Source organism: Pseudonocardia sp. UM4_GMWB1 (assembly GCF_017312155.1).
In the GTDB taxonomy this organism is placed as follows: Bacteria; Actinomycetota; Actinomycetes; order Mycobacteriales; family Pseudonocardiaceae; genus Pseudonocardia; species Pseudonocardia alni.
In genome coordinates, this window is sequence record NZ_QJPN01000001.1 from 2,314,577 (window position 1) to 2,339,136 (window position 24,560).

At 75.5% G+C, this 24,560-nt stretch carries 27 protein-coding genes; 12 read left to right on the forward strand and 15 right to left on the reverse strand.

Annotation, left to right across the window (positions count from 1 at the left end; translation table 11 throughout):
* From DMP15_RS11255 to DMP15_RS11265, 3 genes are read right to left on the reverse strand one after another with little or no spacing between them, the layout of a single operon-like run.
* Positions 1 to 1,212 (reverse strand): CaiB/BaiF CoA transferase family protein, encoded by a 1,212-nt coding sequence (locus DMP15_RS11255; protein ID WP_073574388.1) that lies wholly within the window; start codon positions 1,210 to 1,212, stop codon positions 1 to 3.
* Positions 1,209 to 1,766 carry a MaoC family dehydratase gene (locus DMP15_RS11260; protein ID WP_073574387.1) on the reverse strand — a complete coding sequence of 186 codons (558 nt, stop codon included), beginning with the start codon at positions 1,764 to 1,766 and terminating at the stop codon, positions 1,209 to 1,211. The genes DMP15_RS11255 and DMP15_RS11260 overlap by 4 nt, the downstream gene beginning before the upstream one ends.
* Entirely contained in the window at positions 1,763 to 3,163 is a 1,401-nt protein-coding gene (locus DMP15_RS11265) for an MFS transporter (protein ID WP_083658092.1), read from the reverse strand. Before DMP15_RS11265 ends, DMP15_RS11260 begins: the two co-directional genes overlap by 4 nt.
* A 251-nt stretch (positions 3,164 to 3,414) precedes the next feature.
* Here DMP15_RS11265 and DMP15_RS11270 point away from each other — a divergent pair, with 251 nt between their 5' ends.
* From DMP15_RS11270 to DMP15_RS11280, 3 genes are read left to right on the forward strand one after another with little or no spacing between them, the layout of a single operon-like run.
* Positions 3,415 to 4,227, forward strand: coding sequence for a FadR/GntR family transcriptional regulator (locus DMP15_RS11270; RefSeq protein ID WP_246352728.1), 813 nt, complete (start codon positions 3,415 to 3,417; stop codon positions 4,225 to 4,227).
* Between the two features lie 25 nt (positions 4,228 to 4,252).
* Positions 4,253 to 6,130: a helix-turn-helix domain-containing protein gene (locus DMP15_RS11275; RefSeq protein WP_073574386.1), complete on the forward strand. Its 1,878-nt coding sequence runs from the start codon at positions 4,253 to 4,255 to the stop codon at positions 6,128 to 6,130.
* On the forward strand, positions 6,127 to 7,383 hold the full coding sequence (locus DMP15_RS11280; RefSeq protein WP_073574385.1) for a kynureninase: 1,257 nt from the start codon (positions 6,127 to 6,129) through the stop codon (positions 7,381 to 7,383). Before DMP15_RS11275 ends, DMP15_RS11280 begins: the two co-directional genes overlap by 4 nt.
* 212 nt (positions 7,384 to 7,595) lie before the next feature.
* Here the strand turns inward: DMP15_RS11280 and DMP15_RS11285 are convergent, their stop codons facing one another.
* Both DMP15_RS11285 and DMP15_RS11290 read right to left on the reverse strand, forming a co-directional pair.
* Positions 7,596 to 7,829: a hypothetical protein gene (locus DMP15_RS11285; RefSeq protein ID WP_083658091.1), complete on the reverse strand. Its 234-nt coding sequence runs from the start codon at positions 7,827 to 7,829 to the stop codon at positions 7,596 to 7,598.
* Between the two features lie 49 nt (positions 7,830 to 7,878).
* Positions 7,879 to 8,079, reverse strand: coding sequence for a three-helix bundle dimerization domain-containing protein (locus tag DMP15_RS11290; RefSeq protein ID WP_139282704.1), 201 nt, complete (start codon positions 8,077 to 8,079; stop codon positions 7,879 to 7,881).
* Positions 8,080 to 8,320: 241 nt separating this feature from the next.
* On the opposite strand from DMP15_RS11290, the gene DMP15_RS11295 reads away from it, so the two are divergent.
* The 4 genes from DMP15_RS11295 (at position 8,321) to DMP15_RS11310 (ending at position 11,554) form a co-directional block, all read left to right on the forward strand.
* Positions 8,321 to 8,527, forward strand: a complete 207-nt coding sequence (locus DMP15_RS11295; protein WP_073574382.1) for a hypothetical protein — start codon at positions 8,321 to 8,323, stop codon at positions 8,525 to 8,527.
* 131 nt (positions 8,528 to 8,658) lie between these two features.
* Entirely contained in the window at positions 8,659 to 10,077 is a 1,419-nt protein-coding gene (locus DMP15_RS11300; protein ID WP_337825841.1) for a fatty acid desaturase, read from the forward strand.
* On the forward strand, positions 10,077 to 10,268 hold the full coding sequence (locus DMP15_RS11305; protein WP_062396337.1) for a ferredoxin: 192 nt from the start codon (positions 10,077 to 10,079) through the stop codon (positions 10,266 to 10,268). The genes DMP15_RS11300 and DMP15_RS11305 overlap by 1 nt, the downstream gene beginning before the upstream one ends.
* 71 nt (positions 10,269 to 10,339) lie before the next feature.
* Positions 10,340 to 11,554, forward strand: coding sequence for a PucR family transcriptional regulator (locus DMP15_RS11310; protein ID WP_073574380.1), 1,215 nt, complete (start codon positions 10,340 to 10,342; stop codon positions 11,552 to 11,554).
* 228 nt (positions 11,555 to 11,782) lie between these two features.
* On the opposite strand, the gene DMP15_RS11315 is transcribed toward DMP15_RS11310, so the two are convergent.
* The 8 genes from DMP15_RS11315 to DMP15_RS11350 form a co-directional block, all read right to left on the reverse strand.
* Positions 11,783 to 12,688: a hypothetical protein gene (locus DMP15_RS11315; RefSeq protein ID WP_073574379.1), complete on the reverse strand. Its 906-nt coding sequence runs from the start codon at positions 12,686 to 12,688 to the stop codon at positions 11,783 to 11,785.
* A 356-nt stretch (positions 12,689 to 13,044) separates the two neighbouring features.
* Positions 13,045 to 13,227 (reverse strand): hypothetical protein, encoded by a 183-nt coding sequence (locus tag DMP15_RS11320; protein ID WP_139282703.1) that lies wholly within the window; start codon positions 13,225 to 13,227, stop codon positions 13,045 to 13,047.
* 81 nt (positions 13,228 to 13,308) lie between these two features.
* Positions 13,309 to 14,409, reverse strand: a complete 1,101-nt coding sequence (locus tag DMP15_RS11325) for an MSMEG_0565 family glycosyltransferase (protein ID WP_337825842.1) — start codon at positions 14,407 to 14,409, stop codon at positions 13,309 to 13,311.
* A 3-nt stretch (positions 14,410 to 14,412) separates the two neighbouring features.
* Positions 14,413 to 15,255 carry a carbon-nitrogen hydrolase family protein gene (locus DMP15_RS11330; protein ID WP_073574377.1) on the reverse strand — a complete coding sequence of 281 codons (843 nt, stop codon included), beginning with the start codon at positions 15,253 to 15,255 and terminating at the stop codon, positions 14,413 to 14,415.
* A 1-nt stretch (position 15,256) separates the two neighbouring features.
* Complete coding sequence (locus DMP15_RS11335) at positions 15,257 to 16,123, reverse strand: carbon-nitrogen hydrolase family protein (RefSeq protein ID WP_179762288.1); 867 nt, start codon at positions 16,121 to 16,123, stop codon at positions 15,257 to 15,259.
* Complete coding sequence (locus DMP15_RS11340; RefSeq protein ID WP_304580045.1) at positions 16,120 to 17,646, reverse strand: MSMEG_0567/sll0787 family protein; 1,527 nt, start codon at positions 17,644 to 17,646, stop codon at positions 16,120 to 16,122. Before DMP15_RS11340 ends, DMP15_RS11335 begins: the two co-directional genes overlap by 4 nt.
* 3 nt (positions 17,647 to 17,649) lie before the next feature.
* On the reverse strand, positions 17,650 to 18,822 hold the full coding sequence (locus DMP15_RS11345; protein WP_337825843.1) for an MSMEG_0568 family radical SAM protein: 1,173 nt from the start codon (positions 18,820 to 18,822) through the stop codon (positions 17,650 to 17,652).
* A gap of 161 nt (positions 18,823 to 18,983) precedes the next feature.
* Positions 18,984 to 19,502 (reverse strand): MSMEG_0572/Sll0783 family nitrogen starvation response protein, encoded by a 519-nt coding sequence (locus tag DMP15_RS11350; RefSeq protein WP_062396325.1) that lies wholly within the window; start codon positions 19,500 to 19,502, stop codon positions 18,984 to 18,986.
* 293 nt (positions 19,503 to 19,795) lie between these two features.
* Here DMP15_RS11350 and DMP15_RS11355 point away from each other — a divergent pair, with 293 nt between their 5' ends.
* From DMP15_RS11355 to DMP15_RS11375, 5 genes are all read left to right on the forward strand, one after another.
* Positions 19,796 to 21,130 carry an MSMEG_0569 family flavin-dependent oxidoreductase gene (locus DMP15_RS11355; RefSeq protein ID WP_337825844.1) on the forward strand — a complete coding sequence of 445 codons (1,335 nt, stop codon included), beginning with the start codon at positions 19,796 to 19,798 and terminating at the stop codon, positions 21,128 to 21,130.
* Entirely contained in the window at positions 21,131 to 21,853 is a 723-nt protein-coding gene (locus DMP15_RS11360) for an SH3-like domain-containing protein (protein WP_337825845.1), read from the forward strand.
* Positions 21,850 to 22,437, forward strand: a complete 588-nt coding sequence (gene nthA / locus DMP15_RS11365) for a nitrile hydratase subunit alpha (protein ID WP_337825846.1) — start codon at positions 21,850 to 21,852, stop codon at positions 22,435 to 22,437. Before DMP15_RS11360 ends, nthA begins: the two co-directional genes overlap by 4 nt.
* Positions 22,434 to 22,775 (forward strand): nitrile hydratase accessory protein, encoded by a 342-nt coding sequence (locus tag DMP15_RS11370; protein ID WP_337825847.1) that lies wholly within the window; start codon positions 22,434 to 22,436, stop codon positions 22,773 to 22,775. Before nthA ends, DMP15_RS11370 begins: the two co-directional genes overlap by 4 nt.
* 184 nt (positions 22,776 to 22,959) lie before the next feature.
* A complete protein-coding gene (locus DMP15_RS11375) occupies positions 22,960 to 23,520 on the forward strand; it encodes a hypothetical protein (protein WP_157818270.1) in 561 nt (186 codons plus the stop codon).
* A 6-nt stretch (positions 23,521 to 23,526) separates the two neighbouring features.
* On the opposite strand, the gene DMP15_RS11380 is transcribed toward DMP15_RS11375, so the two are convergent.
* Together DMP15_RS11380 and DMP15_RS11385 are read right to left on the reverse strand one after the other, a co-directional pair.
* Positions 23,527 to 24,054, reverse strand: coding sequence for a PaaI family thioesterase (locus tag DMP15_RS11380; protein WP_083658088.1), 528 nt, complete (start codon positions 24,052 to 24,054; stop codon positions 23,527 to 23,529).
* Positions 24,051 to 24,533: a winged helix-turn-helix transcriptional regulator gene (locus DMP15_RS11385; RefSeq protein ID WP_161152327.1), complete on the reverse strand. Its 483-nt coding sequence runs from the start codon at positions 24,531 to 24,533 to the stop codon at positions 24,051 to 24,053. Before DMP15_RS11385 ends, DMP15_RS11380 begins: the two co-directional genes overlap by 4 nt.
* Positions 24,534 to 24,560 lie beyond the last annotated feature (27 nt).

The following is a 24,560-nucleotide window of genomic DNA, read 5'->3' on the forward strand; positions in this document are numbered from 1 at the left end:
TCAGTCCTTCCCCAGCGCGCCGGAGCTCCGGAGCGCGGTGATCCTGGTGTCGTCGTAGCCCAGCTCGCGCAGGACGCGGTCGGTGTCCGCACCCATCACGGGTGCGGCGCGGGTCGGGGCCCGGTCGGCGCCGGGCGGGCCCACCCGGACCGCGCTGCGCAGGGTGCGGACCGGGCCGAAGTCGGGGTGCGGGGTCTCGGCGACGAGGTCGCGCTCGACGGTGTGCGGGTCGGTCAGCGCGCCCGCGACGTCGCGGACCGGGGCGCACGGGACCGAGGCCGCGTAGAGCGGGGCGAGCCACTCCGCGACCGTGCGGGTCCGGAACAGCGCCTCGAGCTCGGGCAGCAGCGCGTCGCGGTGCAGGTTGCGGTCGGCGAAGGTCGCGAAGCGGGGGTCCTCGGCCAGGTCCGGGCGGCCCAGCACGACGGTGAGCCGCTGCCAGAACTTCTCCTTCGCACACCCGACGACCAGCCAGCCGTCGGAGGCCTCGAAGGCCTGGAAGGGCACCAGCGAGGGGTGGGCCGACTGCCGGGTGCGCACCGGTTCGAAGCCCGCGGTCAGGTGCCAGGTCCCGGGGTAGGCGAGCAGGCTCACCGCGGTGTCGTAGAGCGAGACGTCGCAGTCGGTGCCGACGCCGTCGCGCCGCGCCCCGTGGATCGCGCCCAGCAGCGAGATCGCGGCGACGTAGCCGCCGCAGTAGTCGACCAGGCTCGGCCCGGTCTTCTGCGGGGCGCCGCCGGGCTCACCGGTCAGCGACATCCAGCCCGCCAGCGCCTGCAGGACGTAGTCGTAGCCCGGCTCCGCCGAGCGCGGGCCGGTCATCCCGAACCCGGTCAGCGAGCAGCAGACGATCTGCGGGTTGACCTCCTTGAGGTCGTCGTAGCGGATCCCCAGCGTCGCCGGGACGTCGGCGCGCAGGTTGGAGAACACGGCGTCGGCGGTGCGGACCAGGTCGTGGAACACCTCGCGGCCCTCGGGGGTGCGCACGTCGAGGGTGACCGAGGACTTGTCCCGGTTGAAGGACTGGAAGAACAGCGAGTCTCCCGGCGCGGTGTAGGGCGGGATCGCGCGGCCGACGTCACCGCCGACCGACGGGTCCTCGATCTTGATGATCTCCGCGCCCAGCTCGGCGAGGTGCATCGACCCGAACGGGCCGGCGCCGTACTGCTCCAGCGAGACGATCCGGATGTCCTCCAGCGGCCGCCGGGTCACGCGCCCTCCACCGTCAGCGGCTCCGCGGCCTGCGGGAACAGCGACGACGCCCCGCCCACCTCCCGCTTGTGCACGTAGAAGGTCCGCCGGAAGCTCAGCACCTCGACCGCGTCCTGGTTCAGGGTGCGGGTCCGCACGGTGACGATCCCGGCGGTCGGGCGGGACGAGGACTCGCGCTTGTCCAGCACGATCGACTCCGACCAGATGGTGTCCCCGGCGAACACCGGCGCGGTGAGCTTCAGGTCGTCGAGCCCCAGGTTGGCGAACGCGTTCTGGGTGGTGTCGGTGACCGACTGGCCCATCGCGATGGAGATCGTCAGCGGGGAGACGACGAGCATCCGGCCGAACTCCGAGGACTCGCCGACCTGGCGGTTGAAGTGCGCCTGGTTGGTGTTCATGGTCAGCAACGTGAACCAGGTGTTGTCGGTCTCGGTGATCGTCCGGCCCAGCGGGTGCTGGTAGACGTCGCCGGTCTCGAAGTCCTCGTAGAAGCGTCCCTGCCAGCCCTGCTTGATCGTCACGTGCGTGTCGTCCTTCCGGTGGGGGGTGGTCATCCGCGCTCGATGTCCTCGAGGCGGCGGTTCGTGGTGCGTTCGCCGAACAGGGCCATGACCAGGCCGAGCAGCAGTGCCGCCGCGGCGAGGTAGACGTAGACGGCGGTGAGGCCGAGGCCGGCGAAGGTCGCGGCGACGAGGAGGCCGCCGGCGACCCCGGCGAGCCGGCCGGAGCCGTTCGCGATGCCGGAGCCCAGACCGCGCAGGTGCAGCGGGAAGACCTCGGCGATGTAGGTGTAGAGGACCGGCACCGTCGCCTGCATGAACATCGCGGCGAGGAATCCGGTCACCGCGATCGCGACCGGGTGCGTGACCAGGCCGAACGCGAGCACCAGGCCCGCGGAGAGGGTCTGCAGCACCAGGACGACCGCGCGCCGGTCGAAGCGGTCCACCACCGGCGCCACGAGCAGCGCTCCTGGCACGGCGGCGATCGCGAGGACCGAGGCGAAGGTCAGGCTCTCGGCCGTGGTGTACCCGCGCTCCACGAGCAGCGTCGGCACCCAGGAGCTGAAACCGTAGAACGACAGGATCAGGAACACGCAGGCCGTCGAGGCGACCACGGTCCGGCGCAGCGTCGCGCCGCGCAGCAGGTCCGACAGCCGTCCCTCGGGCTTCGGGGGGTCGGGGACCGGTTCGGGCAGGTCGGTGCCGAGCTGCGCGCGGGCCTCGTGCTCCATCCGGGCCACGAGCCGTTCGTCGCGGGGGTCGGGGGACCGGCCCTGTGCCGAGCGCCAGCGGACCGACTCGGGGACCGTCCGCCAGGCGACGAGGGCGACGACCGCGCCGAGCGCGCCCACGACGAAGACCCAGCGCCAGGAGCCCGGTCCGAGCGGGACGACGATCCGGGCCAGCCACGCGGCGATCGGGATGCCGGCGAGGCCGACGGCGAGCAGCAGCGCCTGGTACCGGCCCCGCAGCGAGCGCGGGAACATCTCGCTCACCCAGACCAGCAGGACCCCGGTCGTGGCCTGCAGCCCGAACCCGGTCAGCACCCGCAGCACGCCCAGCGACCAGGCGTCCCAGCTCAGCGCGCTCAGCAGCGAGCAGACGGAGAAGAACAGGACGGCCCCGAGCAGGACGGGGCGGCGGCCGTAGCGGTCGGAGAGGCGGCCGCCGACGATCGCCCCGGCGAACATCCCGACGAACGCGGCCGAGGTGACCGCGCCGACCTCCCCGATGGACAGCCCCCACTCGGCCCGCAGCGCGGGGGCGGCGTAGGCGAAGGAGTTGAGGTCCACCAGGTCGAAGACGAACAGCGCACCGAGCACCCCCACCCAGCGGCGGTGTGTCGGGGTGGCGACCGGGATGCGGTCGAGCCGGGCGGCCAGGTCCGTGACGGGGGCCGGAGCGGGCGGCACACCGGCCGCCTGCCGGTCACCGGGTGGGTCGACGGTCATCGCGTACTCCCCTCGGCGGGCGCCGTCGCCCGCCTTCCGGTCCGCGGGGGCCGACCGGACCCCGCCTCCGCACGGTAAACATCAGACACTTTCAGAGGCAAGACCCTCCAACGGTCACGAGCTGCTGGAAGTGCTCGACAGATTTGTCAGACCTATACCGCCGGGTGATGGTCCCGGGCAACGCCCGACCGGTACCCTGGAACGGGTCGCGGGACGCGCGGCACGATGGACGACAGGGCGGCGGCGTGAAGATGGGTGCGACCCGGGATCCGCGTGACGGCGTCACCGTGCCGACCGACGCACCGGCGGGGGAGCGGCCTCGCGACGGTCACCGGCCGCCGACGGCGCGGCTGCGGGTCCAGCGGGTCCGTCCCGCCTACCGGCAGGTGGCCGACGAGCTGCGCGCGCAGATCATGCGCGGTGCCCTGCCCGCCGGCACGCGGCTGCCCGCGGAGTCCGAGCTGACCGGCATGTTCGGGGTGAGCCGCTCCACGGTCCGCGAGGCGCTGCGGGTCCTGGCCAGCCAGCACCTGATCGACACCCGGCGCGGGGTGCAGGGCGGCTCGTTCGTCGCCGCGCCCGACCCCGCCCGCCTGGTCGAGGACGTCGGCGGTGCGCTCGGGGTGCTGGTCGCGACGCCGCAGCTCGGCATGGCGGACCTGCTGGAGGCCCGGCTGCTGCTCGAGCCCGCGGCGGCCCGGCTGGCCGCCCAGCGCGCCGCCCCGGAGACGATCGAGGCGCTGCGCGCCGCGGCGGCGGCACCGCGGGACCCGCGCGACCCCAGCGGGTTCGTCGAGCACATGGACTTCCACACCACGGTACTCATGGCCACCGGCAACCTGATGATCACCATGATGGGCCAGCCGGTGGGCGACGTGCTCCGCACCCGGCTGAACCGGCACGTCGTCGCGGCCGAGCACTGGGCGGAGGTCGACGCCTGCCACACCACGATCACCGAGCACATCGCCCGGGGCGAGGCGGCGCAGGCCGAGGAGGCCATGCGCAGCCACCTGCTCGACCTGCGCGACATCTACGGCCGCCCGGGGGCGTGGAAGTCCGACTGAGCGCCGCGCACGGCAGGATGGACGCGTGCGCACCGTCCTCGACCTGCTCCGGCTGCTGGCCGACCGGGCCGACGGCGATGCCCGCGACGGCGAGCTGGACCGCGTCGTCGCGGAGCTGGCGGCCTCCGAGCCGGAGGCCGGCGCGCTGACCCTGCGGGTGCGGGCGGCGATGGACGCCGGGCGCCGCCGTGAGTCCGAGCTCGCCGCGCTGGTCGGCATCGCCCGCGACCTCGCCTCGGAGTCCGACCCCGGCTCGGTGCTGCAGGCGATCGTGCGCCGGGCCCGCGGGCTGCTCGGTACCGACGTCGCCTACCTGACCCTGCACGACCCCGAGCGCGGGGACACGTTCATGCGGGTCACCTCCGGGTCGGTCTCGCACCGCTTCCAGTCGCTGCGGCTCCCGCTCGGGGCCGGGCTCGGCGGCCTCGTCGCGGCCAGCCGCACCCCGCACTGGACCGGCCGCTACGCCGGCGACGGCCGCTACCGGCACACCGAGGAGATCGACACCGCGGTCGCCGAGGAGGGCATCGTCGGCATCTGCGGCACCCCGCTGCTGGTCGACGACGAGTTCGTCGGCGTCCTGTTCGCCGCCAACCGGTCCGCCCGCCCCTTCACCGCCGAGGACGTCGCCCTGCTCGGCTCGCTGGCCGCGCTCGCCGCGGTGTCGCTGGTGCAGACCCGCCGCCTCGCCGACACCGCCACCACGCTGCGCGAGCTGCGCGGCGCGCACGCCGCGATCGCCGAGGCCGCCGACGCCCACGACCGGTTCGCCGGGGTCGTCCTGGAGGGCGGCGACGTCGGCGACATCGCCGAGGCGCTCGGCAGGCTGCTCGGCGGGTGGGTCGCGGTGCTCGACGGCGACGGCGCCACCGCTGCGGCCCACGGCCCGGTCCCGCCCGGCCTGGACGCCCGCGCCGCGGCCCGCCGCGCCGGGGAGCGCGACGGCGGCGGTCGCCCGGTGCCGGTGCCGTGCGCCGGCGGCGTCTGGGTGACCGCGGTGATCGCCGGTGGTCAGCGCCTCGGGACGCTGTTGCTCGGCGGGCTCGGCGCCGGGGACGCCCTGACCCCCGGCCAGGTCCGCACCGTGGAGCGGGCCGCGATGGTCACGGCGCTGGTGCAGCTGTTCGCCCAGCGCGCCGACGAGGCCGACCGGCTCGACCGCGCCGACGCCCTCACCGAGCTCCTCGCCGCGTCCGGGGCCCCGCGACCGACGACGCTGACCCGGCTCGCCGCGCTCGGGGTGTCGCCCCGGCGGCCGCACGTGCTGCTGGTCTGCCGCTGCCACCCCGCCCGGCGACGGGCGCTGGCCCGGGAGGCGGCCGCTCTCGGCGGCCGTTCCGGACTGGTCGGGGAACGGGACGGCGCGGTGGTCGTGCTGCTGCCGGGCACCGACCCGGCCGCGGCCGGTGCCCGGCTTGCGCGTCCGGCGTCGGAGCAGGACCCCGACGGGGCGGTGACGGTCGGCGGCGCCGGCCCGCTGCAGCCGGCCGACGGTGCGGACGCGGCGCTGGCCGAGGCCCGTCGCTCGGCGGAGGCGCTGGTCGCGCTGGACCGGGAGGGGGAGTGCGCGTCGGCGTCGGATCTCGGGTTCGCCGGGCTGCTGCTCGGCGAGCGCCCGGACGTCGCCGGGTACGTGCGCGGCATCCTCGGGCCCGTCGCCGAGCACGACGCGCGCCGCGGCAGCGAGCTGCTGCGCACCCTGGAGGCCTACTACGCCGCGGGCGCCAGCCCGACCCGGGCCGCGGCGGCGCTGCACGTGCACGTGAACACCGTGGCCCAGCGGCTCGACCGGGTCGCGTCGCTGCTGGGGCCGCGCTGGCAGGACCCGGACCACGGGCTGGAGCTGCAGCTCGCGTTGCGGCTGCACCGTCTGGGCACACCGCGACCGGAGGGGACACCGTGACCGACCGCAGCACCGACCCGACCACCGACCTCGGCACCGACCTCGCGGCCGTCGCGGCGGGGCTCGACGCCGAGGACCCGCTCGCCGGGTACCGCGACCGGTTCCTGCCCGTCGACGGCGTCGTCGCCTACCTCGACGGGAACTCCCTCGGCCGCCCGCTGCAGGCGACGGCCGAGCGGATGGAGCGGTTCGTGCGCGCGGACTGGGGCACCCGGCTGATCCGCGGCTGGGACGAGGGCTGGGTCGACCGGCCGCGCAGCCTGGGGGACCGGATCGGGGCGGCCGCGCTCGGTGCCGCGCCGGGGCAGGTCGTCGTCGCCGACTCCACGACCGTGCTGCTCTACAAGCTGGCCCGGGCCGCCGTCGACCACCAGGCGGCGGCGGGGCGCCGCGAGATCGTCGTCGACACCGACAACTTCCCGACCGACCGCTACGTGCTCGAGGGCATCGCCGCCGAGCGCGGCGCGGTCCTGCGGTGGATCACCTCCGACCCGGCCTCGGGCGTGACGCCCGAGCAGGTCGCGGCCGCCGTCGGGCCGGACACGGCGCTGGTGCTGCTGTCCCACGTCGCCTACCGCTCCGGGTTCCTCGCCGACGCGCCCGCGATCACCCGGACCGCCCACGACGCCGGCGCCCTGGTGCTCTGGGACCTGTCGCACTCGGTCGGGTCGGTCCCGGTCCGGCTCGACGCGTGGGGCGCCGATCTCGCCGTCGGCTGCGGCTACAAGTACCTGAACGGCGGCCCGGGCGCCCCGGCGTTCGGCTACCTCGCCGCCCGGCACACCACGACGCTGCGCCAGCCGATCACGGGCTGGTTCGGCCACCGCGCGCCGTTCGCGATGGGACCCGGCCACGAGCCGGCGCCCGACGTGCGCGCCCTGCTGTCCGGCACCCCGCCGGTGCTGGCGTCGGTGCCGCTGGAGTGCGGGGTGGAGCTGCTGGAGCAGGCCGGGATCGACGCCGTCCGCGCGAAGTCGGTGCGGCTCACCGGGTTCGCCCTCGACCTCGCCGACACCCTGCTCGCCCCGCACGGCGTCACCGTGGCCTCACCGCGCGACCCGGACCGCCGCGGCGGGCACGTCACGCTGCGCCGCGAGGACCTCGCCCAGGTCAACGCCCGGCTGTGGGAGCGGGGGGTCATCCCGGACTTCCGGGCCCCGGACGGCATCCGGATCGGGCTCGCGCCGCTGTCGACCTCGTTCGCCGAGGTCCTGGCCGGGATGACCGCGTTCGCCGAGGAGGTCGCCCGATGAGCGACGGCCGCACGAACACCCGGCCGCCGAACCTCACCTACTTCCCCGAACTCTGTGCCGTGCGGCCGACGATGTAGCGGGCCCTCACGGACCTGCGCGCGCCGCCGCGCCGACAGCCCCGACCGGTACTGCCGCGGGATCGCGTGTCCCCGGAAGTCCTGCCGGGACCCTCCGCGGGGTACGGGGGCGGCGGCCCCGGCGGGGGTGCCGGCTCAGTCGGTCGGGGCGTCGACCCCGGTCCCGGCGTCGTCCGGCTCCCCGGCGCCCTCGACCGGTTCCGGCTCGGCCGCGCCCTCCGACGTGGTGTCCGCGGACTCCTCGCGACCGGCCTCGGTGTCCCCGGCGTCGATCCGCCGGCCGAGCACCCGTTCCTCGAGCTCGTCGAGTGCGCGTTCCGGGTCGATCGGGGGGCTCTCGCGTCCGGTGTCGTTCTGGTCGTCGCTCACCCGACGGGGATACCCGGACGCCGCGAGGCCCATACCGGGTGCGGAGGCCTCAGAGCCCGACGGTCGGCTGGTCCAGGCGGACCCGGGCCAGGCGCTCCACGAGCTCGGGCAGCGCGCCCACCGGGCTGCCCCGCAGGTCGTCGCAGGCCTGGGCGACGGCGGCGACCACGGCGTCCCGGCTGATGGCCGGGCCGAGTTCGTCGACCAGCCGGCTGACGGCGTCGGTGGCCCGGGCGAGCTCCGGCGTCACCGCAGGCCACCGGCGGACCGGCGGCAGGTGTGCGTCCGACGACGACACGAACGGAGTCCGGAACGGATACCCATCTGCGTGTCGGTCATGACGATCCTTCCGTCGATCTTCACCCGGCCGAGGGGTAGGTACCCCGGGAGTGGCGCCTCAATCGCGTCGGGACGGGTGAACCCACGACCACGGAGCGCGATCGTGACACCCTGTCCCGTTCTGGGGTGGGCCGCACGAGGCACTGTCCGGCATGGTCGGCGGCCCGCGGAGACCGCCCGGACTGCTCGCCGAGATCGGCGCGACCCTGCCCTGCGGTGCGACGTCGGAGCTGCTCGGGACGGCGTGGCGCGGGGTCCCGCCGGACACCGGCGCCGTCGTCGGGCTGGTCGTCGCGGTGCTGGTCGGTGTGCTGGTCGGGGTGGTGGGCGCGGTCCGGTTGTTCCGCTGGGACCGCTGACCGGCTGCGCGTTCGGTCCGCGGGACCGAACGGGGCGCCGATCTTCGGTCCCGACGACCGAGGAATCGTGCGCCGATCTCCCTACCGTCTGCTCCATCGTTCCGTCAGAGCCGACGCGAGGAGGAAATCCGATGCGGACCTATGCACTGTCCGAACCGGTGAACGGTCACCACACCTGGCACGACGGCAAGCGCTACGCCTGGCTGCTGGGCCTGCTGGTCCCGGTCCTGCCGTTCCTCGCGATCGGTCTGCACCTGGCCACCGGCTGGTCGGTGGCGTTGTGGCTGGGTCCGATCGTCGTGCTCGGCATCGTTCCGACGATCGACCTGTTCGCGGGCAAGGACCCGACGAATCCGCCGGACGAGGTGATGGAGGAACTGGAGGAGGACCGCTACTACCGCTGGGTCACCTACGCCTACCTCCCGCTGCAGTACGCAGGCCTGTTCGCCGGGATGTTCTACATCGCCACCGCCGGGGCGCCGGTCGTCGGCAACATCGGTCTCGCGGTCACGCTCGGCACCGTCGCCGGCGTCGCCATCAACACCGCCCACGAGCTGGGCCACAAGCGCGAGGACGTGGAGCGCTGGGCCGCCAAGATCGCGCTCGCCCCGGCGTTCTACGGCCACTTCTACGTCGAGCACAACCGCGGCCACCACGTGCGCGTCTCCACCCCGGACGACCCGGCCTCGGCCCGGATGGGCGAGAGCTTCTACCGGTTCTGGCCGCGCACCGTGTTCGGCTCGCTGACCAGCGCCTGGCGCCTGGAGCGCAAGCGCTACGCCCGCCGCGACCGGCACCCGTTCCGGATCGGCAACGACGTCCTCAACGCCTGGCTGATGTCGGTGGTGCTGTGGGGCGCGATCGTCGCGTCGTTCGGCTGGGGCGTGCTGCCCTACCTGCTGATCCAGGCCGTCTTCGGGTTCACCCTGCTCGAGCTGGTGAACTACATGGAGCACTACGGGATGCTGCGCCAGAAGGTCGGCCCGCCGGACCGCCGCCGCTACGAGCGCGTGCTGCCCGAGCACTCCTGGAACTCCAACAACATCGCCACCAACGTGCTGCTCTACCACCTGCAGCGACACTCCGACCACCATGCGAACCCGGTCCGCCGGTTCCAGACGCTGCGCGACTTCCCGGAGGCCCCGGTCCTGCCGACCGGCTACACCGGGATGATGCTGGCCGCGACCGTCCCGCCGGTGTTCCGCCGGCTGATGGACCCGCTGGTGGTGGCGCACTACGACGGCGACCTGCGCTACGCCAACCTGCAGCCCGGCAAGCGTGACACGCTGCTCGCCGCCTACCCGCCGCCCGCCGACCCGGCCCCGGCCGCCGACACCGCCGTCGACGTCACCCGCCGCGCGCAGAGCGACGCCGTCACCGCGGCCCGCTGCCCCGGCTGCGGGTACACCTACGAGGTCGCCGCGGGCAACGAGGCCGAGGGCTTCCCGGCGGGAACCCCGTGGTCGCAGGTCCCCGACGACTGGTGCTGCCCGGACTGCGGGGTCCGCGAGAAGGTCGACTTCGTCGCGCTGACCACCGAGGAGGTCTGATGCGCATCGTCGCCGACCTCGACGCCTGCCAGGGCATCGGGATGTGCGAGGCCATGGCCGACGGCTGGTTCGAGGTGGGGGAGGACGACGTGGTCGTCGTCCGCGACGAGCACCCGCCCGAGTCCGAGCGGGCCCACGTCGACGCCGCCGTCCGCGCCTGCCCCGCCCGCGCACTGGCCCTGGAGAACTGAGCGCCGGGTCGCGACGCCCGCCCGGCACCGGATCCCCGGAGCCGGGCGGGCGTCGCGCTACGGTCGGTCCCGTGTCGACGGTGACCGCCCTGCTCGCCCGCCTCGCCACCGAGGTCCACGGCGACGTCGAGGCGCTCGGTGCGCGGGTGCTCGTCGAGATCGACGCCGGGCTGCCCGAGCTCGGCCGCGACCCCCGCGTGCGCGAGCTGCTGGTCGCCACCGTGCAGGGCTCGCTGGAAGGGGCGCTGGTCGTGCTGACCGGCCGGGCCCAGGACGACGTGCCGCTCCCCCCGGTCGCCGGGGAGCTCGCCCGCCGACTCGCCCAGCAGGGGGTCCCGGTCACGGTCGTCCTGCGGGCCTACCGGCTGGGCCAGTCGGTGTTCCAGCAGGAGCTCATCGGCCGCATCGCCGGGTCCGGGCTGGGGACGACCGAGGTCGGGGACGCCGTCCGTGCGCTCACCGCGGTCGCCTTCGGCTACGTCGACCGGGTCTCGGAGGAGATGGTCGCGGTCCACCAGGCCGAACGCGACGGCTGGGTCCGCCGCCGCGACGCGGCCCGGCTCGCGATGGTCGACGCGGTGCTCGCCGGGCGCGGCGGCACCGTCACCGAGGTCGAGGCGGCGCTCGGGCACCCGGTCGCGGGGGAGCACCTGGCCGCGGTGCTCTGGGTCGACCAGGACGCCCCCGATCCCGGCCGGGCCCTGGAACGTGCCGTCGGCGACGTCGGCGCCGCCCTCGGCTGCACCCGCGCCCCGCTCGTCGTCGCCCCGGACGCGGTCACCTCCTGGGCCTGGTACCCGGGCACGGGCGGGCCGGTGACCCTGCCGCCCGGACCGGTGTCGGTCGCGCTCGGCGGGCCCGGCCGCGGCCTCGACGGGTTCCGCGGCGCGCACCGCCGGGCCCGCCGGGTGCAGGAGGTGGTCACCGCCGCCGCTCCCGCCGCCCGGCTCCCGGTCACCACCGCCGACGACCTCGGCCCGCTGCTGCTGCTCGACGCGGGCACCGACCTGCTCGCCGCCCGGGTCGCCGAGATCCTCGGCGACCTGGCGATCGACGACGAGCAGCACGCCCGGCTCCGCGACACCCTCGCCGCCTACCTGCGCGGCGGCGGCAGTCTCGTCGCGGCGGCGGGCGAGCTGCACCTGCACAAGAACACCGTGCAGTACCGCCTGCGCCGCGCCGAGGAGGTGCGGGGCTGGCCCCTCGGCGACGATCGGCTCGACGTCGAGGTGGCGCTCCTGGCCTGCCGGATCCTCGGGGCGACCGTGCTGCGCCCGGCCGACTGACCGGCTCCGCGCACCGACCCGTCGGCTGCCCCGGTGATCCGCCGGCTTCGGTGATCCGCCGGTCCCACGTCGGCCAGACGGCTGCGTGCCGGCCCGTCGCCCTGGCGGCAATCCCTCCCGCCGCGTGCCGATCCGCTGTCCGCGTGCTGATCCACTCGCCGCGCGGTGATCCGTTTCGCGCGCGCGTCCGGACACGCGCGGGCAACGGATCACCACGCGGGGTACGGATCATGCTGTCCGCGGGAGCCGCTGCGCGACGGCGGCGAAGTCGTCGAGCTCCTCCCAGGTCCAGCGCACGACCGTCCGCACACCGGGCCGGGCCCGCAGGGCGTCCTCACGCCGCTTCTCCCGGACGACGGCGTCGGCCGCGCTCTCTCCCGGGCGTCGCGACCGCCCGTACTTGCCGAGGCCGTCAAACTCCCCGACCACCCCGTGGTCGGGCCACCAGAAGTCGACGACCCCGATCCGGTGGCCCCGCTCGTCGAGCAACGAATGCTGCAGCACCGGCCTCGCCACGTGCAGGCGGGCCATCCGGACCCGGCTGCGTGACTCACCGGGCCCGTCCGCGCGGGCGTCGGCGAAGGCGACGACCGCCCGGGCCCGGCCGACGCCGTGGCGCCCGCAGGCGGCGAGTACCGCATCCCGCAGTCGGTCCGGCGTGACGAGGTGGCGGTGCAGGGCCGCGTCGGCGACGGCCACGGCGGTCTCGAACGGAGCCGTGCGGGCCACGTCGACGACGGTGCGGGCCACCGACGTCGTCGCGATGCCGCGGACGTCGACGACCTCGTCGGCGGACAACGGGGAGGCGTGCACGCGCAGCCGCGGCCCGCCGCGCCCGCCGGACGCGCCGTCCCGGGTGACGTGCACCGTGGTCAGAGGCACGCCCCAGACCGGCAGGCCGTGTCGAACGGCGGCGGACGGACCGCTGACCACGGCCCCGGGGGCGAGCGAGGGGACCGTCGCCTCCACCAGGGTCGCGTGCCGCGTCGAGGCAAACCGCAGACGCTCGTCGCCGGTCTCCAGGTACACACCGGGGCCGATCCCCGTCCATCGCCCGCTGCGCAGGGCGGCGCGGATCTCGGCCTCGGTCGTCCCGAGCCTCAGGAGGTCGCGGCGCAGCAGCGGTTCGTCCACGGTCCCGACCCTGCCCGCGCCCGGCGCCCGCGCCGGAGCGGATCCGCCACCTGTGGAGCATTCCCGCGATTGTGGACGGGCACCCGATGATCGCCCTTTCGCGCGCTGATCCGCTCGGCGCGCGCGTCCGGACACGCGCGCCGAGCGGATCACTGCGCGGGGTGCGGATCACCGCGCGCGCAGCGGATCAGGGCTCGGGCGGGGGACCGGCGCGCGGGCGACGGGTCAGCGTGTGGGCGGCGGAGCACTGCGGCAGCGGCGGAGCGGTGCGGCAGCGGCGGAGCGGTGCGGCAGCGGCGGAGCGGTGCGGCAGCGGCGGACCGGCGTGGGCGCGGAGGGGCCGGGCGGGCGGTGGGTCAGAGCTCGCCCGCGAGCACCTCGTGGTCGCGCAGCCGGGGCAGCCGCAGCACGACGGCGTCGCGGTCGTCGCGGGTGGGGCGGGTGCAGTGCGGGCAGCGGACCCCGGCGGCGTCGCCGTGGCGGGCGGCGCGGCACAGGGGCACGACGGTGGCCGGAGCGGGTGCCTCGTGAGCAGGCATCGGCGTACCCCCCGGGACGTCGTCGTCGTGTGGTCACCCCAGGCTAGCGCAGTCGGTGTGGTCCCCGTCACCCCGTCGTCGTCACGCGCGGTCGGCGAGGTGGATGCGGTAGAGGTCGGCGTGCCGGTCCGCGGCCGCCGTCCAGGTGTGGTCGGCGGCCAGCGCGCGACCGGCGGCCGCCCGCCGCGGGTCGGGGGCGGCCAGCGCGTCGGCGAGCGCGGCGGCGAACCCGGCCGGGTCGCGGGCGAACCGTGCCGCGTCGCCGAACACCTCGCGCAGCACCGGCAGGTCCCGGGTCACCAGCGGGACCCCGGCGGCCAGCGCCTCCATCGCGGCCAGGCCGAAGCCCTCCTTGGCCGACGGGAACGCGAACGCCGCCGCACCCGCCATCAGGCCGGGCAGCGCGTCGTCGTCGACGGGGCCGAGGATGTCCGGGACGACGCCCAGCTCGTCGGCCCGGGCGAGCACCCGGGCGCGGTAGTCGCGGTAGTCGAACAGCGTCTCGCCGCCGCCGATCACCAGGCGTGCACCGGGCCGGAGCAGCGCCATCGCCTCGACCAGGTCGGCGGTGCCCTTGCGCGGCTCGATCCCGCCGACCGAGAGCACGTAGCGGCCGAACCGGGCCCGCCACGGCGCGCCGGCGCCGGCGTCGGCGGCCCGGGCGAACCGGGCGGCGTCGACGCCGTTGCCGATCACCGTCGCCTCCCGGCCCCAGCCGGCGCGCACCTCCGCGGCGACGGCGCGGGAGACGCACACCAGCGCGGCCGGGTGCACCAGCGCGCGTTCGTGGCAGGCGGCCAGCTCGGGGGTGCTGAACTCGTCGAGGTGGTGCACGGTGCGCAGCAGCGAGCCGTAGCCGTGCGCGCGGCCCTCGGCGTTGGCGGACAGACAGTCCTGGGCGTGCCGCACGTCGACCGCGGGGGCGTCGGCCAGCCCGGCGGCCAGCAGATCGATCGAGCGGAGGATGCGGGCACCGACCGTCTCGCCGTCGATCTCCGGAACCGGGACCAGATGCACCGCGACGCGGGGGTCGACGGCCCGGAAGAAGCCGGTGTCCCCGCCCCGGGCCAGGGAGAACACCGCGACCTCGTGCCCGGCGGCGGCGAGTGCCTCGGCCAGCGCGAGGGTGTGCACGACCCCGCCGCGCGGCTTGGTGGAGTAGGTGGACAGCCGTATCCGCACCGCTCAGCCCCGGTACAGGTCGGGTCGGCGTTCCTTGAGGTGGTGCAGCACCGCGCGGGCGGAGGCGATCATCTCGTCGGGCTCGACGTCGGTGACGGCGAGCCCGCCCTTGGACCACGTGCGGGCCAGGATGTCCCCGCCCGGCCCGACGACCTTGGCCCGGCCCAGGAAGTGCAGGGAGCCGTTGCGCCCGCTCTGGTTCGCCGAGATCAGCAGCACCTGGTTCTCGGCGGCGCGGGACTGGTCGTAGAGGTCGAACAGCCGGGCCTGGCGGTCCTGCGCCATCCGGGGCGCCCGGTTGGTCAGCGAGGTCGGCCACGCGGACAGGCAGGCCAGCAGCTGTGCGCCGTCGAGCGCGAGCGAGCGGGCCGACTCGGGGAAGGTCTTGTCGTGGTCGATGAGCATCCCCATCCGCCCGGCGGGGGTGTCGAACGCGGTGAACCCGTCCCCGGCGGCGAACAGCCCGGCGACACCCGCGGGCTGGTGCACCTTGCGGTGCCTGCCGAGCACACCGTCCCCGGTCAGGCAGACCGCGGAGTTCCACCGCACGCCCGGCTCGGGGCCGGCCTCGCAGAACCCGACGCACACCACCATCTCCCGGGCGAGCGCGGCGACCGCGCGCACCTCGGGGCCGTCCGGGTCGAGCTCGGGCGGCAGCACCGCGCCGTCGTCCGGGTCGGCGGGATCGGGGCTGCGCAGGTCGTGCACGTAGCCGCCGAGCGCGCCGTCGGGCAGCACCAGCACGCGCACGCCCTGCTCCCGGGCGTGCGCGACGATCACACCGATCCGCTCCAGGTCGAACGCGACGTCCCGGGTGAAGTTCGCGGCCGCCGCGGCGACGCGCACCTCACACCCCCGCGTGGACCGGGCCCGGCCCGTAGGCCGCCGGACGGCGGTCACGCAGGTGCCCCATCACGCGGCGGGCCGCGTCCACCTCCGCGTCCACGTCGACGGTCGCGACGGCGAGTCCGGCCTCGCTGCCGGTCGTCGCCAGCACCTCGCCCCCCGGGTCGACGATCTTGGCGCTCGCCACCAGCTGCATGTCGCCGAACGTACCGGCCTGGTTGGCCGAGACCCAGACGAACTGGTTCTCCAGTGCCCGGGAACGGTCGTGCAGGTCGAAGCGACGGGCCCACCGGTCCTCGGCGAGGACCGGGGCACGGTTGGTCCGCGACGCCGGCCACGCGGACAGGCACAGCACGGTCCGGGCGCCGTCGTCGGCCAGTGCACGGGCCGCCTCGGGGAACGCCTTGTCGTAGCAGATCATCATGCCGGTGCGGCCGTACGGCGTGTCGAACGCGGCGAACCGGTCACCCGCGGCGTAGCTGGAGTTCTCGTTGATCGGCTGGTGCACCTTGCGGTGGTGGCCGAGGATCCCGTCCCCGGTGACGGCGACACAGGAGTTGTAGGGCCGCCCGCCGGACGCGTCGTCCCCGGTCTCGCAGTACCCGGCCGCGACGACCATGTCCCCGGCCAGCGCGACCAGCCGCCGGATCTCCGGCCCGTCCGGGTCCAGCTGCGGCGGGCGGTCGGCGGGGGTGCCGGGCACGTCGTGCAGCGACGACAGGTACCCGCCCATCGCCGCCTCGGGCAGCGCGAGCACCTGCACCCCGGCCGCGCGGGCCCGGTCGATCGTGGCGGCGATCCGGACGAAGTCCTCGTCGAGGTCGCGGACGAAGCCCTGCGCGGCGGCGCCGAACGTCGTGGGCGTCATCGAATCTCCTCGGGGTGGTGGGCGGGGGCGCCGGCGCGGCCCATGCCGGTGACACCCGCGGTGACGGCCTCGGTCTGCTCGCCGTCGGGCCAGCGCAGCCGGACCCCGGCACCGGGGACGAGCTCGCCGCACTCGGCGGAGACCGCGGGGCCCGCGTCGGGGGCGGGTGCGCCGGGGTCGTCCGCGGTGAGCAGGCCGAACCCGGGGAAGCAGGTGAACCAGTCGCCCGCGGTGGCGCCGTCCGGCCGGGGGACGGCGGCGACGTCGAGGACGGCGCCGACGCCGGAGGCCTCGGCGAGCATGCCGAGGGTGCCGGCGAGCCCGGCCATCGACACGTCCTTCGCCGCGGCGGGGCGGTGCGGTGCGTCCGGACCGATGGCGCCGACGGTCGCGGTCAGCTCGGCGCGGGTGCGCGAGGTCGTCGAGTCCCACTGACGTCCGGTGTAGCCGGGACGCCAGCCGCCGCCGAGATCGGTGGTGAGCCGGACCCGGTGCCCGGCGCGGCCGCCACCGGCAGGGACGGGACGGTCGGTGCGTCCGAGCGCGGTCAGCGACAGCGCCGCGGGCACGTCGAGCTGGGTGTGCCCGCCGAGCAGCGGGACACCGTAGGCGTCGGCCGCAGCGCGTACCCCGCTCAGCACGCGGTGGGCGAACGAGGCGTCCCGGGCGCCGACGGCGTCGAGCAGCCCGACCGGGGCGGCACCCATCGCCGCGAGGTCGTTGACGTTGACCAGCACCCCGGCCCAGCCCGCCCACTCCGGGTCGCGCTCGACCATCGCCGGCACGATCGCGTCGCAGCAGGCCACGACGTCGGTGCCCGGGACGGGGGCGCCGTCGTCGCCGACGAACCCGGCCGGGCCGAGGCCACCGACCAGCGCACCCAGCGGTGCCTTGGTGGCGACGACGAGGTCCTGGACGCGGGTCACCGGCCACCGCATCGTGACGTGCGGGGCCCCGGCGACCTCGCAGTCGCGGACCCGGGTCCAGCCGAGCCGGTCGAACAGGACCGCGCCCGCGGCCTGGACGTCGGCGTCGAAGCGCAGGACGCCGGCGGCCTCGGCGCGCGCGCAGGCGGCGCGGACCAGTGCCGCCCCGACGCGGACCCCGGTGCGGCGCCGCGCGGTGGGGGCGACGACCAGCCTGCTGCCGGTCCACCACCCGATGTCGGGGTGGGCCGCCCGGGCCGGGCCGAGGCGCACCCCGCCGAGCAGGGTCCCGTCGGCGTCGTGGGCGAGCAGGACGACGACGCGCGGGTCGGCGTCGTGGTCGTCGAGGTCGGCGGTGGGCCGGTCGGGGAACAGCCCCTGTTCGACGCAGAACACCGCGCGGCGCAGCGCACGGTACCCGGCGACGCCGGAGTCGCCCGCGTCGTCGGCGCGGGCCTCGCGGATCGTCACCGGCGGGGTGTCGGTGCCGGCGGCCGGGCGGCCGCCGAGCAGCTCGTCGGCGATCCAGCGGGGGGCGGGGGTGAGGTGACGGGGTGCCCCGCTCACGAAGCGGGGGCGGGGGTCGGTGGTGCTCACGGCTCAGCCCCCCGCCGCCGACAGCGCACTGCACGCCCCGCAGGCGGCGCAGCCCGCGGCCTGGTCGGCGCCGCGCATCCCGGCCTCCCGCAGCACCGCGGCGACCCGGGAGGTGACGTCGGCGAGCAGGTCCGGGTCGGGCGCGGGGACACCGTCGGCGAAGGCGAGGGTGCCGGGCAGCGGCCGGTAGGGGACGACGAAGGGGTACACCCCGGCCGCGACCAGCTCGGCGGCGCCGGCGACGAGTTCGTCGGGGTCCTCCCCGAGCCCCACGATGAGGTAGGTCGACACCGCGTTCGGGCCGAACACCCGCACCGCCTCGTCCCAGGCCGCCCGGTACTGGGACAGCCCGACGGTGGCCTTGCCGGGCATCCAGCGCCGGCGGACGTCGTCGTCGAGGGACTCGACGTGGATGCCGATCGCGTCGGCGCCCGCGGCGGCCAGCTCGGCGAGCACGCCGAGGTCGTCGGGGGCGGGCGGCTCGCACTGGACCTGGATCGGCAGCCCGGGTACCCGTTCGCGGATCGCGCGCACGCAGCGCAGCAGGTGCCGGGCACCGCGGTCACGTCCGTTGGAGGTGCCGGTGGTCAGCACCATCTGGCGCACCCCGTCCAGGCGGGCCGCGGCCTCGGCGACCTCCGCGAGCTGGTCGGGTGTCTTGACCGCCGTGGTGGCGCCGGACTCCAGGGACTGCTCGATGGCGCAGAACCGGCAGCGGTCGGCCTCGCCGTAGCGCACGCAGGTCTGCACCACGGTGGAGGCGAGCACGTCGTCGCCGTGCAGGCGGGCGATCTTCTCGTAGGAGATGCCGTCGGCGGTGGTGAGGTCGTAGAAGGCCGGCCGGGCGACGGTGTCGACGGCGACACCCATGTCGGTCACGCCGCCGCCGGGCTCGCGGCGCAGCAGCCGCCCGTCCCGGAGCCGGTAGGGGGAGTCGGCGACGATCGGGACGGTGGTGGCCAGCCCGTCGACGAGCACGTGGCCGTCGGCGGACGGCCCGGCCCCGCCGGGGCGGCGCAGCGGGATGACCGACCCGAGGTCGGTCACGCCGGAGGGGCGCTCGGGCCCGGCGCCGGATGCGGTCTCGGGCCCGGTGTCGGGGTCGAGCCCCACGCCGCGGACGGCCAGCTCGGCTCGGGCCCGCAGACCGGGCTCGGTACGGGACGGTGCGGACATGCGGACGGACCTCCGGGGATGCGACGGGCCGGGTACGGCGGGGTGCGACCGGTGCACCCGGCCGCACCGAGATGCAGCCCACGGCTGCCGCGACGGACGCCGGGGCGCCCTGAGCTGCATCTCGGTGCGGATCCGGGACGCGGTGGCGTCCCGCCGTCTCCTCAGAGCTGGTAGGTCGAGTTGATGATCGCGCCCTTGCGGGCGTAGTGGATGAGCGCGTCCTGGACGTCGAGCGGGTGCGTCGGGATGACGCCCTCGATCAGGTCCTCCTCGCGGGCACCGTGCAGCGACAGCCCGAAGCGGCAGCAGTAGACCTTGCCGCCCTCGCCGATGAAGGTCTTGAGCTGGTCGTTGATGTTGTGCTCGCCGGGGAACGCGGACGTGCCGGTCGTCGGGAAACCGCGGGTGGCCAGGCAGTTCAGCGAGCCCGGGCCGTAGAAGTACATGGCCGACTCGAAGCCCTTGCGCAGCGCACGGGTCGCCTGCAGCACGGCCACGAAGCTGACCGAGGACTCGTGGGCGATGCCGTGCACGAGGGTGAAGTAGGTCTCGCCGTTCTCGGCCTGCAGGTCCGGGAAGACCTTGGTGCCGCCGTAGATGCTCGAACCCTCGGGCAGCGAGGGGTGCGGGATCTCCTCGAGGCTCTTCTTCTCGACGTCGGACAGCTCGGCGCTGGTCATGGGGATGCTCCTCGTGGTGTGACGGATCCACGCCGGGATTAGGGGTGCGTGGGAGCGCCGGGGGAGGGACACTGCGAAGGAATCGGGCCCCACCGTTTCCGGCAGTCCCCACAACACCAGTGATCTGTTTCCGGAACGTTGAGAGCGGACTACGACGGCAATTCTTGATCAGCGCTTTGTGACCGTCGTGTTGCGTAACACGGGGCAATACTCCCGTCGTCCGAACGACACGATTCGGTAATACGACGGGTCGACCGTGGTGGCGTTCCCCGATCCCTCACGAGGAGGCCCCCATGACTGCGGTGATCCGGCGCGAGGACCGGCGCACCCCGCCGACCGAGCTCGACGGCGAGCACCGGACGGTGGTCGTCGTCGGCGGTGGACAGGCGGGGCTGTCGATGAGCCGCTGCCTGGACGTGCGCGGCATCGACCACCTGGTGCTCGAGCGCGACGTCGTCGCGTCGTCCTGGAAGCGGCACCGATGGGACACCTTCAGCCTGGTCACGCCGAACTGGCAGTGCGACCTGCCGGACTTCCCCTACGCCGGGCCGGACCCGCACGGGTTCATGGTCCGCGGCGAGATCGTCGACTACCTGGAGGCCTACCGGGCGTTCGTCGACCCGCCGCTGCTCGAGGGCGTCGCGGTGACCCGGCTGCACCGCGACGACCGGGGGACCTTCGTCGTGGAGACCTCCGCCGGGACGTGCACCGCCGACCAGGTCGTCGTCGCCACCGGCGGGTACCACACGCCGCTCACCCCGCCGCTGTCCGAGCCGCTGCCGGCCGGCATCACGCAGATCGGGTCCCAGGACTACCGCAACCCCGGCCAGCTACCGCCGGGGGAGGTGCTGGTGGTCGGGTCCGGGCAGTCCGGGGCCCAGATCGCCGAGGACCTGCACCTGGAGGGGCGCGGGGTGCACCTCGTCGTCGGGCACGCGCCGCGGGTGGCCCGCTTCTACCGGGGCCGTGACGTCACCGACTGGCTCGACGAGATGGGCTACTACCGGATGCCGGTGACCCGGCACCCGCGCCGCGAGGCCGTGCGCGCCCAGGCCAACCACTACGTCACCGGGCGCGACGGCGGTCGCGACATCGACCTGCGTCGCTTCGCCGCCGAGGGCATGCACCTCTACGGTGCGCTGACCGACCACGCGGGGGGCCGGCTCACCTTCGCCCCCGACCTGGAGTCCTCACTGGACCACGCCGACGAGGTAAGCGAGTCCATCAAGGACACCATCGACGGCTGGATCGCCGAGCAGGGTGTCGACGCGCCGGTCGAGGAGCGCTACACCCCGGTGTGGCGTCCGGAGCGCGAGGTCACCGAGCTGGCGCTCGACGGTTCCGGGATCACCTCCGTGGTGTGGTGCATTGGGTTCCGGCAGAACTTCTCCTGGATCGACCTGGGGGTGTTCACCGGCCGTGGCTCGCCGGTGCACAGCCGGGGCACGACGGCCGTCCCCGGGCTGTTCTTCCTGGGCCTGCCCTGGCAGTGGACCTGGGGGTCCGGGCGGTTCTCCGGGGTGGGCGCCGACGCGGCGTTCCTCGCCGAGCGGATCCGCTCGCAGCGCGGCCTGACCTCGACCGGCGGCCGCGGCGACGTCTGCAACGTCCTCGCCCTGGGGTCCTGAGTGTACGATCCCGTCGACCCGTCCGACCTCGGCGGCGCCTCCGGCTGGGGGCGGGTCACGGCGCCGACCGACGTCGAGCCGGAACCGCCCTTCGGTGAGCCGTGGCAGGGCCGGGCCTTCGCGCTCACCGCGCTGACCATGGGTCGCATCTCCGGGCGCAACCTGGACGCGTTCCGGCACGCACTGTCCCGGTTGGACCGCACCCGCTACCTTGACGACGGCTACTACGGTCGCTGGCTGCACGCCGCCGAGCTGATGCTCGTCGACTCGGGCGTCCTGGCGCGCGGCGCGGTGGAGGCACGGGCCCGGCGCGGTCGCGGCGAGGACGTGCCCGAGCCGGTCGACCCACCGGTCGCGAAGCCCGACTACGCGCCCACCGCGCCCGGGTCGCTGCGGACCGTCGACGCCGCGCCGCGCTTCGCCCCCGGCGACCCGGTCCGCGCCCGCCGCGAGCCCCCGGACGTCGCTCCGCCCGCACCGTCGGCGGGCCCGGTCGGCCGCGGGCCGTGCAAGCTGCCCCGCTACCTGCGCGGGACACCCGGCGCCGTGACCGCGGTGCGGCCCGCACACGTGCTGCCCGACACCCACGCGGTGTTCGCCGGTGAGCACCCCGAGCACGTGTACACCGTCGCGTTCGCCGCGCCGGACGTGTGGGGCCCCGGCGCGGACCCGCACGTCACCGTGCACGCCGACCTGTTCGAGTCCTACCTGGAGCCACGATGACCGACGACGATCCCGGTCCGGCGCTGCGCACCGCGGCACTGGAGGAGCTGCTGGTCGAACGGGGGCTGGTGGACCCGGCCGTCGTCGACGGGTTCGTGCGCACCTACGAACGCGACGTCGGCCCGCTGAACGGCGCGACGGTCGTCGCCCGCGCCTGGACCGACCCGCAGTTCCGGGAGTGGCTGCTGCGCGACGGCACCGCGGCCATCGCCTCGCTCGGGTTCACCGGACCGCAGGGCGAGCACATGGTGGTGCTGGAGCAGACCGAGCAGGTGCACCACGTCGTGGTCTGCACGCTGTGCTCCTGCTACCCGTGGCCGGTCCTCGGGCTGCCCCCGAGCTGGTACAAGGACCCCGCCTACCGGGCCCGGGTCGTGCGGGAGCCGCGGACCGTGCTCGCCGAGATGGGCCTCGACGTGCCCCCGGAGCGTCGGATCGAGGTGTGGGACTCCTCGGCCGAGGTCCGCTACCTGGTGCTGCCGCGCCGCCCCGCGGGCACCGACGGGCTCACCGCCGAGCAGCTCGCCGGGCTGGTCGGGCGGGACGCGATGGTCGGGGTCGCCGAGGCGGTGGAGCCGTCGTGAGCGCTCCGCTGCTCGACGTCGCGGGCCCCGCCGCCCCACCGCGCGCCAACGGGGAGCTGGTGTTCGCCGCGCCCTGGGAGGGACGCGCATTCGGGCTGGCCGTCGCGCTCGCCGAGGCGGGGGTGTTCACCTGGGACGGCTTCCGCGACCGGCTGGTCGCGCGGATCGAGGCCGACCCCGCCGCCCCCTACTACGGCTGCTGGCTCGCCGCCTGCGAGGACGCGCTCGTCGCCGCGGGTCGGCTGGGCGGGGCCGACGTGTCCACCCGCGCCGCGGGTCTCGCCGCCCGCCCGGCCGGCCACGACCACGACCACGACGGCCATGGTCACGTTCGGTAGAAACACATTCACCGGTGGTGACCGAATGGGAGGTGACCGTACTCCCGCGCCCTACCCCATACGAATGCGGAACGGAACTGCGCCGACCCGATCGGGGCCGTGCGCGACCCGGCCGGTGTCACCGCTCGATAACCGATCATGTTTCCGCAGGGCCGATACCCCGGTGCGCGGATAGATTGGTGCCATGAGCGGATCCGGGTCGGTGGTCCTGCGGACCGTCGCCTGGTGTGCCGGGGTCCTGCTGGTGGGTGCCGGTGTGCTGGCCGCCGTCGTCGTCGGGTTCGGCGCGCTCGTCGCACCGGGGGAGGCGCGCGCGTCCCGCGAGATCGACCCGGCCACCGAGTTCGCCCGGCTCGCCGTCGACGACCCGCCCGCCGCGCTGCGTTCGTGCACCCCCGCCCGCGGGACCCTCGTCGACGCGCTGTCCGGGGCGCTCCCGGTCGGTGCGGTGCCCGGCGCCGACCGGTTCACCGCGACCGACGGGGACCTCACGTTCGTCTCGGCGCCGATCACCGGCACGCTGCGCGGCGCCGGGGACCGCGCGGTCTGGGTGTGGGGGCGGCAGGGCTTCGCCGCCGTCACCGACGACGCGCGCGCCCTCACTCCCGGGCTCCCCGGGCCGTCGCTCTACGCCACCGGCCCGGACGCGGCCGGCGCGGTCCGTTCCGCGACCTGCGTGGAGGCCGCGCAGCGCACCGACCGCTCCGGCAGCGCGCCGACCCAGGGCCCGGTCGCGCCGCGCTGAGACGGCTCAGTCGCCGGGCAGGATCAGGCAGCTCGACGTGGCCTCGCCCAGCAGCCGGCCCCCGGCGTCGGTCAGCTCGGCCCGGGCCAGCGCGGTGCGGCGCCCGGCCTGCACGACGTGGCCGGTGCACGTCACGGTGCCGGTGTCGACGGTGATCCGGCGCAGGAAGCGCACCGACAGGTCCAGGCTGGTGTAGCCGGTCCCGGCAGGGAGCGTGGAGTGCACCGCGCACCCGCAGGCGGAGTCGAGCAGCGTGGCGTACACCCCGCCGTGCACCGAGCCGATCGGGTTGTACTGGTGCTCGCCGGGTTCGAAGGCGAAGGCGACGCGCCCGTGCTCGGCGGAGACGGCACGGAACCCGACGAGGCTCGCGACGGGCGCCCCGGGGAGGCGGCCGTCGACGATCCGGCGCAGGTACTCCAGTCCGTCCAGACCGGACGCGGCGGCGGCGAGCACCATCGGGTCGGTCCACTCGTGCTCGCGGCGGCGCGTGGCGGTGGCCGGACCGGCCGTGGGCTCTGCTGCGGAGGTCATCGTGGCTCCTGCTCGGGGACGGGGGCTCCGGGGCCCGGTTCGAGGTGGACGTCGTCGCCGCGACCCAGGCGGTGTCCGGCGGTGCACACGCTCACCAGGCGCACCGGGGCACCACAGCCGGTGTGCACGCGGACCACGGGCGGGCCGGCGTCGCCGGCGAGGTGCCGGTCGCCGAAGTCCATGAGCGCGGCCAGGACCACGCCCAGGTCGCGGCCGCGGCGGGTCAGGCGGTACTCGGCGCGGGTCCGGGCGCCGGGCTCGCGGTAGTCCACCCGTTCGACGACGCCGTCGCCGACCAGCTCGGACAGCCGCCGACTCAGGACGGTGCGTGCGACGCCCAGGACGCGGGCCAGCTCGTCGAAGCGGGCGACCCCGCGGCCGAGGTCGCGCACGAGCAGCACCGTCCACGGGTCGGCCAGCAGCGCCGCGGTGCGGGCCACCGAGCACACCTGGGACGCCGCCGCCGTCCGTGCGTCCATCTCCGCCTCCTGGGTATCGCCGCGCTA

Excerpts from the sequence above, each read along its gene's own strand:
- DMP15_RS11335 (WP_179762288.1), bottom strand. The coding sequence starts at position 16,123 with ATGACGCCCACGACGTTCGGCGCCGCCGCGCAGGGCTTCGTCCGCGAC.
- DMP15_RS11295 (WP_073574382.1), top strand. The coding sequence starts at position 8,321 with ATGGTCGGCGGCCCGCGGAGACCGCCCGGACTGCTCGCCGAGATCGGC.
- DMP15_RS11355 (WP_337825844.1), top strand. The coding sequence starts at position 19,796 with ATGACTGCGGTGATCCGGCGCGAGGACCGGCGCACCCCGCCGACCGAG.
- DMP15_RS11385 (WP_161152327.1), bottom strand. The coding sequence starts at position 24,533 with ATGGACGCACGGACGGCGGCGGCGTCCCAGGTGTGCTCGGTGGCCCGC.
- DMP15_RS11270 (WP_246352728.1), top strand. The coding sequence starts at position 3,415 with ATGGGTGCGACCCGGGATCCGCGTGACGGCGTCACCGTGCCGACCGAC.
- DMP15_RS11320 (WP_139282703.1), bottom strand. The coding sequence starts at position 13,227 with ATGCCTGCTCACGAGGCACCCGCTCCGGCCACCGTCGTGCCCCTGTGC.
- DMP15_RS11265 (WP_083658092.1), bottom strand. The coding sequence starts at position 3,163 with ATGACCGTCGACCCACCCGGTGACCGGCAGGCGGCCGGTGTGCCGCCC.
- DMP15_RS11300 (WP_337825841.1), top strand. The coding sequence starts at position 8,659 with ATGCGGACCTATGCACTGTCCGAACCGGTGAACGGTCACCACACCTGG.
- DMP15_RS11260 (WP_073574387.1), bottom strand. The coding sequence starts at position 1,766 with ATGACCACCCCCCACCGGAAGGACGACACGCACGTGACGATCAAGCAG.
- DMP15_RS11380 (WP_083658088.1), bottom strand. The coding sequence starts at position 24,054 with ATGACCTCCGCAGCAGAGCCCACGGCCGGTCCGGCCACCGCCACGCGC.
- nthA (WP_337825846.1), top strand. The coding sequence starts at position 21,850 with ATGACCGACGACGATCCCGGTCCGGCGCTGCGCACCGCGGCACTGGAG.
- DMP15_RS11345 (WP_337825843.1), bottom strand. The coding sequence starts at position 18,822 with ATGTCCGCACCGTCCCGTACCGAGCCCGGTCTGCGGGCCCGAGCCGAG.
- DMP15_RS11350 (WP_062396325.1), bottom strand. The coding sequence starts at position 19,502 with ATGACCAGCGCCGAGCTGTCCGACGTCGAGAAGAAGAGCCTCGAGGAG.
- DMP15_RS11375 (WP_157818270.1), top strand. The coding sequence starts at position 22,960 with ATGAGCGGATCCGGGTCGGTGGTCCTGCGGACCGTCGCCTGGTGTGCC.
- DMP15_RS11305 (WP_062396337.1), top strand. The coding sequence starts at position 10,077 with ATGCGCATCGTCGCCGACCTCGACGCCTGCCAGGGCATCGGGATGTGC.